Origin of the sequence: Pseudomonas sp. TUM22785, assembly GCF_028198105.1 — a bacterium.
In the GTDB taxonomy this organism is placed as follows: Bacteria; Pseudomonadota; Gammaproteobacteria; order Pseudomonadales; family Pseudomonadaceae; genus Metapseudomonas; species Metapseudomonas solani.
This window is the reverse complement of sequence record NZ_CP116239.1, coordinates 5,855,026-5,867,943: the sequence shown is the minus strand read 5'-3', so window position 1 is coordinate 5,867,943 and position 12,918 is coordinate 5,855,026. Positions and strand designations below refer to the sequence as shown.

Here is a 12,918-nt window from a genome sequence, read left to right as displayed (position 1 = left end):
CAAGCAAACGCTTGGCTTGTTATTTGCTGGCTCCGCGCCAGCTCACCCCGGCTTTACCAATCGCCAGATCGGGCTAGTCTGCAAACCTGCGAGCCAGAGTGCTCGCCGGACTGCAAATCACACTTTAGAGGGATCAAGCACTACTACCTCCTGGCTATAGTCCGCACCAATCCATAACAAAAAAACACACATGGAGTAGCGTCGATGACAACAAGAAAACCGTTCTGGCGCCTGGCACGACTGCCACTGGCCGTCAGCCTCGCATCCACTCTCGCCGCCCCGGCATTCGGCGTAACGTTCAATATCGGCGAGATCGAGGGGCAGTTCGATTCCTCGTTGTCGGTCGGTGCAAGCTGGTCCATGGCAAGCCCGGACAAGGACCTGATCGGTTCCAACAACGGCGGTCGCGGCCTGTCGCAGACCTCCGATGACTCCCACCTGAACTTCAAGAAGGGCGAAACCTTCTCGAAGATCTTCAAGGGCATCCACGACCTCGAGCTGAAGTACGGTGACACCGGCGTCTTCGTCCGTGGCAAGTACTGGTACGACTTCGAGCTGAAGGACGAAAGCCGTCTGTTCAAGGACATCGACGATCACAACCGCAAGGAAGGCGCTCAGTCCTCCGGCGCGCAGATTCTCGACGCCTTCGTCTATCACAACTACGACATTGCAGACATGCCCGGCTCGGTGCGTCTCGGCAAGCAGGTCGTAAGTTGGGGTGAGAGCACCTTCATCGGCAACAGCATCAACTCGATCAACCCGATCGACGTTTCCGCGTTCCGTCGCCCTGGCGCCGAGATCAAGGAAGGCCTGATTCCGGTCAACATGTTCTACATCTCCCAGAGCCTGACCGAGAACCTCTCGGCTGAAGCCTTCTATCAGCTGGAGTGGGACCAGACCGTAGTGGACAACTGCGGCACCTTCTTCGCTCAGCCGGATATCGTCGCTGACGGTTGCAGCAACAATCTCCGCGTGCTCAACACGGCCTCGACTCTGTCTGCCGCCATTCCCGCTCTAACTGCACTGGGTGTGGACATCAACCAGGAAGGTGTTCTTGTTCGCCGTGGTGCTGACCGTGATGCACGGGATGGTGGCCAGTGGGGCACCGCGTTCCGTTACTTCTTCGAGCCGCTGGATACCGAATTCGGCGCCTACTTCATGAACTACCACAGCCGTGCGCCGATCTTTAGCGCAACGGGCGCACCTGCCAGTGCATACGCCTCCGCAGGTCCGGGTGGTGCGTTCACTCCGCTGGTCGTGGCAGGCAGATCGCAGTACTTCATGGAGTACCCCGAGGACATCCAGCTCTACGGCCTGAGCTTCTCCACCACCCTGCCCACCGGTACCGCGTGGAGTGGCGAGTTGAGCTATCGCCCGAATGCTCCGGTACAGCTGAACAGCACCGACATTCTGTATTCCGGTCTGACGCCACTGCCGGGCCGGGGTAACGTTTCCCTGCTGCAGGGAACGCCTGGGCAGGACCAGCACGGCTACCGCCGCAAGGAAATCACTCAGTTCCAGACCACCTTCACTCACTTCTTCGATCAAGTCATGGGTGCTTCCCGGATGACGCTGATCGGTGAGGTCGGTGTTGTTCACGTCGGTGGGCTGGAAAGCAGCTCCGATGTTCGCTACGGCCGTGACCCCGTGTTCGGCCCCGGCCCGCTGCCTGGCAGCCTGGGCAACACTGCTGGCCCGGTATTCGGTGCCAGCGCGGCGAACGCGACTTGTGTGGGTCTGAACAAAGGCACCTTGAACGGTTCCGGCGCTGGCACCTCGGGCGCCAACGTCAGCAAGTACTGCGAAGACGATGGCTTCACCACCAGCACCTCCTGGGGTTATCGCATCCGCGCTGTCTGGGACTACAACGATGCCTTCGCTGGTGTGAACCTGAAGCCGAACATCGTCTGGTCGCATGACGTGAATGGCTACGGCCCCAACGGCCTGTTCACCGAGGGCGCCAAAGCCGTCAGCGTAGGTCTGGATGCCGAGTACCAGAACACCTACACCGCCAGCGTTGCCTACACCGACTTCTTCGACGGCAAGTACAACACCCTGACCGATCGCGACTTCCTCGCGCTCAGCTTTGGCGTGAACTTCTAAGCGGCCCGGAACTAAGGAATCACCTATGAAAACAACAAAGAACCTGCTGCAAACCGGTGCGCTGGCGCTGTCCCTGCTGGCCACCGCCGTCATGGCGGCGGCCCCGGCCGACCAGGTGGCCAAGATCGGCACCACCCTGACCCCGCTGGGCGCCGAGAAGGCCGGTAACGCCGATGGCAGCATCCCCGAGTGGACCGGCGGCCTGCCGCAGAACGCCGGCCCGGTGGACGACAAGGGCTTCGTTTCCGATCCCTTCGCCAGTGAGCAACCGCTGTTCACCATCACCGCGCAGAACGTCGAGCAGTACAAGGACAAGCTGACCCCCGGCCAGTACGCGATGTTCAAGCGCTACCCGGAAACCTACAAGATGCCGGTGTTCACCACCCACCGTACGGCCACCGTACCGGCGAACGTGATCGCGGCAGCCAAGGAAAACGCGGCCAACACCAAGCTGGTGGAGGGCGGTAACGGTCTGGAGAACTTCAAGACCGCCAACCCCTTCCCGATCCCGCAGAACGGCCTGGAAGCGATCTGGAACCACATCACCCGCTACCGCGGTGGCAGCGTGCGCCGTCTGGTGACCCAGGCGACCCCGCAGCCCAACGGCTCCTACAGCCTGGTGTACTTCCAGGACGAGTTCACCTTCCGCGACAAGCTGAAGGACTACGACCCGAGCAAGCCGAGCAACGTGCTGTTCTACTTCAAGCAGCGTGTGACCGCTCCGTCGCGCCTGGCCGGTAACGTGCTGCTGGTGCACGAGACCCTCAACCAGGTGAAGGAACCTCGCCTGGCGTGGCTGTACAACGCCGGTCAGCGCCGCGTACGCCGCGCCCCGCAGGTGTCCTACGACGGCCCGGGTACCGCCGCCGACGGCCTGCGTACCTCCGACAACTTCGACATGTACAACGGTGCGCCGGACCGCTACGACTGGAAGCTGGAAGGCAAGAAGGAGATTTACATCCCCTACAACAGCTACCGCCTGGACTCGCCCAAGCTGAAGTACGCCGACATCATCAAGGCCGGCCACATCAACCAGGACCTGACCCGCTACGAGCTGCACCGCGTGTGGCATGTCGTCGCGACCCTCAAGTCCGGCGAGCGCCACATCTACGCCAAGCGTGACTTCTACATCGACGAAGACACCTGGCAAGCCGCCGCCATCGACCACTACGACGGCCGTGGCACCCTGTGGCGCGTAGCCGAGGCCCACTCGGAGTACTACTACGACAAGCAAGTACCCTGGTACGCCGTGGAAACTCTGTACGACCTGCTGTCCGGTCGCTACCTGGCCCTGGGCATGAAGAACGAGGAGAAACAATCCTACGACTTCAACTACAGCGCATCGGAAAGCGACTACACCCCGGCCGCTCTGCGTCAGGCTGGCGTGCGTTGATCCTGTAATACCGCGTAAACAAGCCGGCCTTCGGGCCGGCTTTTTCTTGTCTGTACTTTCCCAAGGGACTACAAATGGGCGGACCGAAAGGCTAGGCTGCCTCAGCGCTCACGCCCCCGCGGCATAACCATTCCTAGAAGCCGGGTTGATGACCGATCTATCCAGTTCGCGTTCCTTCGCGCCCGCTGCCGTACCGGTAGCCGGCGAACGCTTTTTCCGCCCTCCGCTGCCGGCCGGGCACCTCTCGCGCCCGCGCCTGTGCGACCGCCTGGCCGCCGGCCTGGGCGGCCGCCTGCTGCTGGTCAGCGCCCCCGCCGGTTTCGGCAAGAGCTCGCTCGCCATCGAATTCTGCGAAGGCCTGCCGGAGGGCTGGCAGGCGCTCTGGCTCGGGCTCGGGCGTCGTGACAACGACCCCGGGCGCTTCCTCGAACGCCTGCTGGAAGGGCTGCGCCAGTTCTTCCCGGGGATGGGCGAGGAGGCCATGGGCCTGCTGAAGATGCGCCAGCGCCACCAGCCCTTCGCCTTCGAGGAGTGGATCGACGGCCTGCTCGACGAGCTTGGCCAGCGCCTGGACCGCCAGCAGCCACTGTTGCTGGTGCTCGACGACTACCACCTGGCCCAGGGCGCGGTGCTCGACCGCTGCCTGCAGTTCTTCCTCAACCACCTGCCGGAAGGCCTGGTGCTGCTGGTCACCAGCCGTCAGCGCCCCGACTGGCACCTGGCGCGCCTGCGCCTGTCGCGGCAACTGGTGGAACTCAACGAACATGACCTGCGCCTGACCGACGCCGAAAGCACCGCGTTGCTCCAGGCCCAGGGCGCGCGCCTGGATGGCGCCCACCTGGAGAACCTGCTGCAACGCAGCGAGGGCTGGGCCGCCGGCCTGCGCCTGTGGTTGCTGGCCAGCCAGGACGAAGGCGACGCCGATGCCCTGGCGCGTGGCCCCCACGGTGACGAGGGGCTGATCCGCGAATACCTGCTGGAAGAGGTGATCGAACGGCAGAGTGCCGAGGTGCAGGCCTTCCTTTATGAGACCGCCTGCCTCGACCGCTTCTGTGCCGAGCTGTGCGATGCGGTGCGTGACGGCCATGGCAGCGCCGGCATCCTCCAGCACCTGCAGGCCCACCAGGTGTTCCTGGTACCGCTGGACGAGCACGGCCACTGGTTCCGCTATCACCACCTGTTTTCCGATTTGCTGCGGGCCCGGCCGGCCCACGCGGCGACCATTCCCCAGGCCAGCCTGCACCTGCGCGCCTGCCGCTGGTTCAGTGCCCAGGGGCTGCTGGACGAAGCCATCGAACAGGCCCTGCGCGCCGGTCAGCCGGACGTCGCTGCCAGCCTGGTGCAGAACCTCTCCGAAGAACAACTGCTGGCCGAGCAGAACATCGCCATGCTGCTGCGCTGGAAGATGGACCTGCCCGATAGCCTGCTGGTCAGCACGCCGCGGCTGATCATGCTCTACAGCCTGGCCCTGGCCCTGGCTTGCCAACTGGACGCCGCCGAGGAGCTAGGCGCCCAGCTCGTACGCTTCCTGCCAGCCCCCAACGCCCAGGCGCAGCAGGGGCTGATCGCCCAGTGGCTGGCCTTGAGCGGGGTCATCGCCCGGGGCCGTGGCGATATCGTCCTGGCCGAGCGGCACTGCGCCGAGGCGCTGACCGCGCTGTCCCAGGAGCGCTATGGCCAGCGCCTGCTGTGCCTGTCCACCCTGGCCAACATCGCCGTCGCCCGGGGCGACCTGTGGCGTGCCCGGGGCCTCAACCGCGAGGCGCTGGAGTTGGCGCAACGGGTTGGCAACCCGCTGTTCGAAGCCCTGGCCCATTACGACCGCGCGCGGGTGTTGCAGGCCCGTGGCGAAATCCTTCGTGCGCTGGATGAGGTGCGCCAGGGCCAGGAGCGCCTGCGCGGCCTGCCGTCCCAGCGCTTCTATGCCGCCCGGGCGCGGCTGGCCATCTACGAGGGCTACCTGCTCTGCGTGCGCCTGCAACCCCAGGCGGCGCGCAGCCGCCTGCTGGCCGGGATCGCCGAGGCGCGTGCCTGCCGCGACATCAGCCTGCTGATCGGTTACAGCGTGCTGGCCAGCCTGGAAGGCCGTGAAGGGCGCCTGTCGGCGGCCTTCGCCCTGCTCGCCGAAGCGGAGCGGTTGATGCACATCTGGGACGTGCCGCCGGTGTACTACCTGGCCATGATCACCCTGGTGAAGTGCGAACTCTGGCTGGTGCAGGGGCAGGTCGAGCTGGCCTCGGCCTGGCTTTCGCGCCTGGCGGAAACCTACAGCGGCGAGCAGGCCGCCGCTGCCCCCGAATTCCATCCGCAGCTGCCGCTGCACATCGAATTGCAGCAGGCCGCCCTGGCCCGGATCGAAGGGCGCAGCGGCGAAGCCGAACGGCGTTTACGTGCGCTGGTGCAGCGGGCCAAGGAAAGTGGCGGCGCGCTCATGGCGCAGGTGGCACAGCTGCACCTGGCGCAATTGCTGCGTGTCGGAGGGCGCGACAAGGACGCTCTCGCATTGCTGGGCAGTGCCCTGGAATCCCTGCCCGGTGGCGCGTTGCTGCCCTTCCATGAGCTGTTGTCGCACCAAGGCCCCTGGCTGCGTGAGCAACTGCTGGTGCGCTCGGCCCTTGAGGCCGCGGCATTGCTGGCATTGTTGCCGGAAGCGCAAGCGCCGGCTGCCAGCGAGGCGCCACTGGCCGGGAGCGATGCGTTGAGTACGCGTGAGCTGGCGGTGCTGCAACTGATCGCCCAGGGCTGCTCCAACCAGGAAATCAGCGAGCGGCTGTTCATCTCCTTGCACACGGTCAAGACCCACGCCCGCCACATCAACGGCAAGCTCGGCGTGGAGCGGCGCACCCAGGCGGTGGCGCGGGCCAAGGCCCTCGGCCTGTTGCGCTGAGGGCTACTGCGGCGCAGCCGGTGCCGAGAGATCGAGCGCCGGCTTGGGCTTGCCGGCCGGCAGTGGTTGGGCCAGCTGTCGCTCCACATCCTGCTGGATGGCCGCCAGCATCGGCAGCAGGTCGGCCATGCTGCTGCGCACCTCCGCGTAGGGGTGCTTTTCCGCCAACTCGCCCACCCGAGCCATCAGTTGCGCGCGCACGTCGCTGCGCAGGTGGATGAACAGCTCGGGCATCTGCTTGCCCAGTTCGGCGGCGTAGAGCACCAGGTCCTCACGGTTGAACTGCTTGGTCAGCCCCAGGTAGTCCAGCGCGCTGGAGGTCAGCATCGCCGCGGCGTCCTTGGTTTCCTGCAGGCCTTGCAAGCGCACCGGCTTGCTCTGCTCGCTCTCCGACAGGGTCATCCAGAACTCCACCGTGAGGGTGAAGAGGATCGCCTGCTGGCGCATCGAATAGCTCATCAGCCCCAGGGCTTCGGCCCCGTAGGGCTGCTGCGCGGCCTTGAAGTCGAAGTACAGGCGCATCAATTCCTTGAGGCGGAACAGCACCTCGCGTGCCTCGTTCTGGCGCAGCTCCAGGGGCGCGTAGATGTTCAGCTGCGGCTTGAAGTTCTCCTCGCTGATCATCCGCGTGTAGATGGGCCCGGTGAACTCGCCGCTGCGGCGGGGCAGGGCGTTGACCTGGGTGCGGTCGACCTTGTCCAGGGCATCGATCAATTGCTGGTAGTCGTGGCTGTTCCACGGGCGCTGGATGTCGGGAATCTTCTGCCCCAGGTAGAACAGCTCGGCGGCCGGGGCAGGCAGCGCCAGGACCAGCAAAAGGATGGCCAGCGGCCAGGGCAGGCGGCGTGATAGCTTCATCGACACGGAAGATTCCAGCGGGAAGGGGCGCGCCAAGAGTAGCGGGGCGGTGGCGCCCCGTCACCCGCGCCTTGGTTGGGGTGAGGGTGATGGACGAGAGCGAGCGCGGGGCGATCTTCGCGGTATTCGAAGACCTCGGTGGCTACGGTGCCGTGGCGCGCCAGCAGGCCGAGGCGGAAGGCCCGCTGGTGGGGCATCTGCTGCGCACCAACATCCAGTTGGCGGCCATTCCGGTGTTCGCCCGCAAGGGCATCGGCGAGACCACGGTGAATGACCTGCTGGAAGCGGCCCAGGTCTCGCGGCGCACCTTCTACAAGCACTTCTCCAACAAGATGGATGTGCTGGAAAGCATCTACCAGACCGCCGTGGTGCTGCTGCTCAATCGCTTCCGTGGCATGCGCGCCGCGGCCGGCAGCGACGAGGCCTGGCTGCGCGACATGGTGCGCTGCTTCTTCGACTATCACCTGGCCGTGGGGCCCATCATCCGCCTGATGCAGGAAGAGGCCATGCGCACCGACTCGCCCCTGGCCGCCCACCGCCAGCGCGCCCACCTGGAGATGGCCGCGCTGCTCGCTGAACGCCTCCAGGCCACCGGCCAGGTGGTGGACCCGCTGACCTTCCGCGCGCTGATCTGGGCCCTGGAGGCGGCGTCCATGGACCTGCTCGGCGGTGCCGCCAGCCGCCAGCGCATCGAGCACGCCCGCGCGGTACTGGGCGACCTGCTGATCGCCGCCCTGCGTCCACGCTCTACCTAGGTTGGGGCGCATGGCCAGCAACCCCGTGATCTGATAAGGGCCTCGACAATAACAATCACGAGGTGCCTGCATGTCCGCTACCAGCCTGCCGATGTCGCCGCCGCTCGCGGCCGGCTTTTCCCGCTTGGGCTTCGGCTCCCTGCCACTGGATCGCCTCAAGGCGCGCTACGCCAGCGCCGACAGCGGCTCGCGCTTCATCGAGCTGGACGGCTTCAACGTCCACTACCGCGACGAAGGCAGCCGCGACAAGCCGGTGCTGGTGATGATCCACGGCGTGGTCGCCTCCCTGCACACCTGGGACGACTGGGTACCGGCCTTCGCCCCGCACTACCGCATCATCCGCTTCGACGTGCCCGGCTTCGGCCTTACCGGCCCCAAGCGCAGCGGTGACTATTCCGGCGAGCGGATGATCCGCATCTTCGGCCTGCTGCTGGACCACCTGCGCATCGACAAGGTCTCCATCGCCGGCAACTCCCTGGGTGGCTACATCGCCTGGAACTTCGCCCTGGCCCAGCCCGCGCGCGTCGAGAAGCTGGTACTGATCGACCCGGCCGGCTACCAGATGCGCAAGGTGCCCTGGATGATCGCCTCTGCCGCGCTGCCCGGCTCCACCGTGGCCATGCCCATGTGGATGCCGCGCGCGCTCATCGCCCAGGGCATCAAGGAAGTCTATGGCGAGCCCGGGCGCATCAAGTCCGGCGTGGTGGACCGCTACTACGACCTCAGCCGCCGCCCGGGCAACCGCCGCGCGATGATGGAAATCTTCCGCGTGCTGCTCAAGGTCAACAAGGACGAGCTGGAAGGCACCGGCCAGCGCGTCGCCGCCATCAAGGCCCCGACCCTGCTGATGTGGGGCGAGCGCGACCGCTGGATCTCGCCCAAGCACGTGCCGCTGTGGAAGCGCGACCTGCCGGGCATCCAGGTGCGCACCTACCCCGGCGTGGGGCACATCCCCATGGAAGAGATTCCCGAGCAGACGGCAGCGGATGCGCTGCGCTTCCTGCAGGGCTGACGCCCGCTAGCTAAGGCTCGACCGAGCGCTGCTCCCGGCTGTGGATAACTTCCCGGTGAGCAGCGTTTTTGCGTGGGCGCAGAATCGCAGGATGGTGTGGGGTGGCATGGGGTGGGCGGAGTGGGCGTGGGTGGGTGTAGGGTGGGCTTCAGCCCACCGTTCTCTCTCTGCTCCAACGTCTTCGCCTGGTTCTGGATAAGTGTGCGCTTCAATTTCCCGGTGCGCGCAGCACACCCTACGACGGGGCTTCGAGCTCCGCGCAGGAGTGTCCCACCCGTAGAAGCGAGCTCTGCTCGCGAAGCCCTTCTCCAAAACGGAAACGGCCCCGAAGGGCCGTTGCGTTAACACCGAGGAATCACGCCGCCGCAGGCACGCCGTCGAACTCCTCGCGGGTCTTGTGCAGCAGTTCGAGGTTGTCGTGCTGCCAGGGATGGAAGCCCTTCTTGAAGAAGTCCATGTACGCCGGAATCAGCTGGCGGAACATGCCGTTCTTGCCCCACATCCAGCTCAAGCCGTCGCGCCAGACGCGCCAGTTCCACAGCAGGCCGTCGCGCTTGAGCATGTGGATGAGGCCGCGGTGGGTGTCGAGCATGAAGAAGAAGGTGCCCATGATCATCGCCCGGCGCAGCAGGGTGCGGCTGCCGCAGACCTGGTTGTAGACATCGAAGGCTACCGCCTTGTGCTCAGTTTCCTCCAGCGCGTGCCAGCGCCACAGACGGGCCAGGGTCGGGTGGGCGCCGGCGATGTGCTCGGGGTTCTTCAGCAGGCCGTCGGCCATGATCGCGGTGATGTGCTCCAGGGCGGCGGTGGCGGCCAGCTGGCGGCGCTTGGAGAACTTCTTCTGGGTGTAGCGGATGCGCGCCTGGGCACGACGCTCGATGCGGCCGATGTCGTAGCCGAGGTCGCGCAGCCGGTTGCTGTATTCCAGGTGCTCGCGGCTGTGATGGCCTTCCTGGCCGATGAAGCCGCGGATCTGCTCCTTCAGCACCGGATCGGTGATCTCCTCGCGGAAGTTGCGCACCGAGTCGATGAAGAAGCGCTCGCCGTCGGGGAAGAGCACCGACATGGCGTCGAACAGATGGGTCTTGAAGGCGTTGCCACTGTGCCAGTGGCGCGGCAGCGGATTGGGCAGGTCGAAATCCATGTGACGCGGGCGGATTACCAATCCTTCTGGGGTCGTGCTGGTCATGGGGACTCCCTGAGTCTATGCAGAAACCACGCTCCAACTTTGGCTTGCCGGGTTTTGTCGGACAAGGTTATCTTCTGCCAATAACGGGGTCATATCCGGCCACCGCTGATCCAGCTGACCAATAAGAAGAACGATGAAACAGCCACTGACCTTCTCCGCCGAACTGGTGCCCGTCGCCTATGCCGAGGCCCTGCTGAGCCTGGCCGAAGAGCTGGGTGTGCCCCGTGAAACGCTGTTCGCCCAGGCCCGGGTGCGCCCGGAAATCCTCCAGAGCCCCAACGGCCGCCTGTCCTTCATCGACTTCAACCTGCTGGCCAGCGCGGCCCTGGTGCTGTGCAACGAGCCGGCGCTGGGCCTGGTGCTGGGCCAGCGGCTGAATGTGTCCACCCACGGCATCCTCGGTTATGCGGTGCTCTCCAGCGCCAACCTGGGCCGTGCCCTGCAATTCGCCATGAAGTACTACCGGGTGCTCGGTCTCGCCTATGAGCTGGAGCTGGTGGAGCAGGGTGACTGCCTGCAACTGCGCGCCGCCGAATCCTTCCCCATGGGCCCCCTGGGGCGCTTTGCCGGCGAGGGGCTGATGACCAGCTTCTACACCATCGCCCGCTTCCTCCTGGGCGAGGAGCTGCGCGGCCTCGCGGTGGGCTTCGCGCACCCGGCGCCGGCCCATGCGGCGCGGTATGCCGAAGTGTTCGGCGGCTGCGTGGAGTTCGAGCAGCCCTACCACTGGATGAGCCTGCCCAAGCACTACCTCGACCGCCCCATGGCCCTGGCCAACCCGGCCACGGTGCAAATGTGCGAGCAGCAGTGCGAAGCGCTGCTGGCCACCCTCGACGTGCAGGACGCCCTGCTCACCCGCGTTCGCCGCCTGCTGCTGGCGCGCCCCGGCGACTTCCCCGACCTCGACAGCGCCGCGCGCTCGCTGCACACCAGCGGGCGCAGCCTGCGCCGCCACCTGGCGTCCATGGGCACCAGCTACCAGCAGGTGCAGGACGAGGTGCGCAAGGGCCTGGCCCTGCAGTACCTCACCACCACCCACCTGCCGTTGTTCGAAATCGCCAGCCTGCTGGGGTTCAGCGATCCCTCCAACTTCCGTCGCGCGTTCAAGAAATGGACGGGCAAGCTGCCCAGCGATTATCGTGCTGACCCCTGATCCGACCGGCCCGCACAGAGGTCGGCGACCTGGCCTGGAGGACCGGCAATGACCGCAGCGCACCCCACCCTGATCCGCGAGACCTTCCCCGTCGGCCCCTTGCAGTGCAACTGCACGCTGATCGGCGACCCCATCAGCAAGAAGGCCATCGTCGTCGACCCGGGCGGCAACCACGAGCAGATCATCGCGCGGCTGGAGGCCCATGGCCTGAAGCTGGTGAGCATCATCCACACCCACGCGCACCTGGATCACTTCCTCGCCTCCGGCGAGCTGAAGAAAGCCACCGGCGCCACCCTGCACCTGCACAAGGAAGACCAGTTCCTCTGGGACAACCTGGAGATGCAGTGCCGCATGTTCGGCGTGCCCTACAAGCCGGTGCCGGCGCCCGACCAGTGGCTGGCCGATGACGAGGAGCTGGCCTGTGGCTGCGGCGTGGCCCTGCACACCCCCGGGCACACGCCGGGTTCCATGAGCTTCTGGTTCCCCGAGGCGCGCCTGCTGATCGCTGGTGACACGCTGTTCCGCCGTGGCATCGGCCGCACCGACCTGTGGGGCGGCGACTACGCCACCATCGAGCGCTCCATCCGCCAGCGCCTCTACAGCCTGGACGAGGAGGCCACCGTGGTCACCGGCCATGGCCCGGATACCCGGCTGGGCGACGAGATGCGCGAAAACCCGTTCATCCGTGCCTGAGGCCACGGAATTTCCAGCATGGGCCATGCTCTAATCGTCGTCAGTCCATCGGGGCTGTCGATCATTCAGGAGTAGAAAGTCCATGTTCACCACGCGTCGCCTGATCATCGCCGCTACCGCCGTCGCCCTGCTGTCGGGCTGTGCTTCGCAGAACCCCTACGAGAACCAGGGCCAGGCGCCCCGCCAGGGCATGAGCAAGACCGCCACCTACGGCGGCCTGGGCGCGTTGGCCGGCGCCGTCGCCGGTGCTGCCATCAACCACGACAAGCGTGGCAAGGGGGCGCTGATCGGCGCCGCTGTGGCCGGCGCCGCTGGCGCGGGCTACGGCTACTACGTGGACCGGCAGGAGGCGGAGCTGCGTCGCAGCATGGAAGGCACCGGCGTGCAGGTGCAGCGCCAGGGCGACAACATCAACCTGGTGATGCCCGGCAACATCACCTTCGCCACCAATTCGGCAGACATCGCTAGCAACTTCTATACGCCGCTGAACAACCTGGCCAACTCGTTCAAGCAGTACGACCAGAACAACATCGAGATCGTCGGTCACACCGACAGCACCGGCAGCCACCAGTACAACGTCAACCTCTCGCAGTTGCGCGCGCAGAGCGTGGCCAACTACCTGATGGCCCAGGGCGTCAACGGTGCGCGCCTGAGCTCCCGTGGCATGGGCCCGGACCAGCCGGTGGCGAGCAACGCCACCGATGCGGGCCGCTCGCAGAACCGTCGCGTGGAGATCAAGCTCACCCCGCTGCCCAACGCCCAGGTGCCCCAGCAACAGGGCTACTGATTCCCCCGCTCCAGCACAGGGCCCCCATTCGGGGGCCTTGTCGTTTCATGCCGTCCGTCGTCTCCCTGCTGGCGCAAGGCCATGGTGC

10 protein-coding genes are annotated in these 12,918 nt (G+C 65.8%); 8 read left to right on the top strand and 2 right to left on the bottom strand.

The window, feature by feature from the left end; genetic code table 11:
• Window positions 1-204 precede the first annotated feature (204 nt).
• The 3 genes from PI990_RS26700 to PI990_RS26690 all read left to right on the top strand — a co-directional run bounded on the left by PI990_RS26700 (window position 205) and on the right by PI990_RS26690 (window position 6,383).
• Window positions 205-2,103 (top strand): DUF1302 domain-containing protein, encoded by a 1,899-nt coding sequence (locus PI990_RS26700; protein WP_271658980.1) that lies wholly within the window; start codon window positions 205-207, stop codon window positions 2,101-2,103.
• 25 nt (window positions 2,104-2,128) lie between these two features.
• The gene (locus PI990_RS26695) at window positions 2,129-3,496 is read left to right on the top strand and encodes a DUF1329 domain-containing protein (RefSeq protein ID WP_021222283.1); all 1,368 of its coding nucleotides are present in this window, start codon (window positions 2,129-2,131) and stop codon (window positions 3,494-3,496) included.
• A 148-nt stretch (window positions 3,497-3,644) separates the two neighbouring features.
• Window positions 3,645-6,383: a LuxR C-terminal-related transcriptional regulator gene (locus tag PI990_RS26690; protein WP_271658979.1), complete on the top strand. Its 2,739-nt coding sequence runs from the start codon at window positions 3,645-3,647 to the stop codon at window positions 6,381-6,383.
• Window positions 6,384-6,386: 3 nt separating this feature from the next.
• On the opposite strand, the gene PI990_RS26685 is transcribed toward PI990_RS26690, so the two are convergent.
• The gene (locus tag PI990_RS26685) at window positions 6,387-7,241 is read right to left on the bottom strand and encodes a hypothetical protein (RefSeq protein WP_043239871.1); all 855 of its coding nucleotides are present in this window, start codon (window positions 7,239-7,241) and stop codon (window positions 6,387-6,389) included.
• A gap of 89 nt (window positions 7,242-7,330) precedes the next feature.
• Here PI990_RS26685 and PI990_RS26680 point away from each other — a divergent pair, with 89 nt between their 5' ends.
• Together PI990_RS26680 and PI990_RS26675 are read left to right on the top strand one after the other, a co-directional pair.
• Window positions 7,331-7,996, top strand: a complete 666-nt coding sequence (locus PI990_RS26680) for a TetR/AcrR family transcriptional regulator (RefSeq protein ID WP_021222286.1) — start codon at window positions 7,331-7,333, stop codon at window positions 7,994-7,996.
• Window positions 7,997-8,066: 70 nt separating this feature from the next.
• A complete protein-coding gene (locus tag PI990_RS26675; RefSeq protein ID WP_021222287.1) occupies window positions 8,067-9,008 on the top strand; it encodes an alpha/beta fold hydrolase in 942 nt (313 codons plus the stop codon).
• Between the two features lie 355 nt (window positions 9,009-9,363).
• Here the strand turns inward: PI990_RS26675 and PI990_RS26670 are convergent, their stop codons facing one another.
• The gene (locus PI990_RS26670; protein WP_043239880.1) at window positions 9,364-10,197 is read right to left on the bottom strand and encodes a metal-dependent hydrolase; all 834 of its coding nucleotides are present in this window, start codon (window positions 10,195-10,197) and stop codon (window positions 9,364-9,366) included.
• Window positions 10,198-10,330: 133 nt separating this feature from the next.
• Here PI990_RS26670 and PI990_RS26665 point away from each other — a divergent pair, with 133 nt between their 5' ends.
• From PI990_RS26665 to PI990_RS26655, 3 genes are all read left to right on the top strand, one after another.
• Window positions 10,331-11,350 (top strand): AraC family transcriptional regulator, encoded by a 1,020-nt coding sequence (locus tag PI990_RS26665; protein ID WP_271658978.1) that lies wholly within the window; start codon window positions 10,331-10,333, stop codon window positions 11,348-11,350.
• Between the two features lie 48 nt (window positions 11,351-11,398).
• On the top strand, window positions 11,399-12,043 hold the full coding sequence (locus PI990_RS26660; protein ID WP_021222290.1) for an MBL fold metallo-hydrolase: 645 nt from the start codon (window positions 11,399-11,401) through the stop codon (window positions 12,041-12,043).
• 82 nt (window positions 12,044-12,125) lie between these two features.
• Window positions 12,126-12,830 carry an OmpA family protein gene (locus PI990_RS26655; RefSeq protein WP_271658977.1) on the top strand — a complete coding sequence of 235 codons (705 nt, stop codon included), beginning with the start codon at window positions 12,126-12,128 and terminating at the stop codon, window positions 12,828-12,830.
• Window positions 12,831-12,918: the final 88 nt, after the last annotated feature.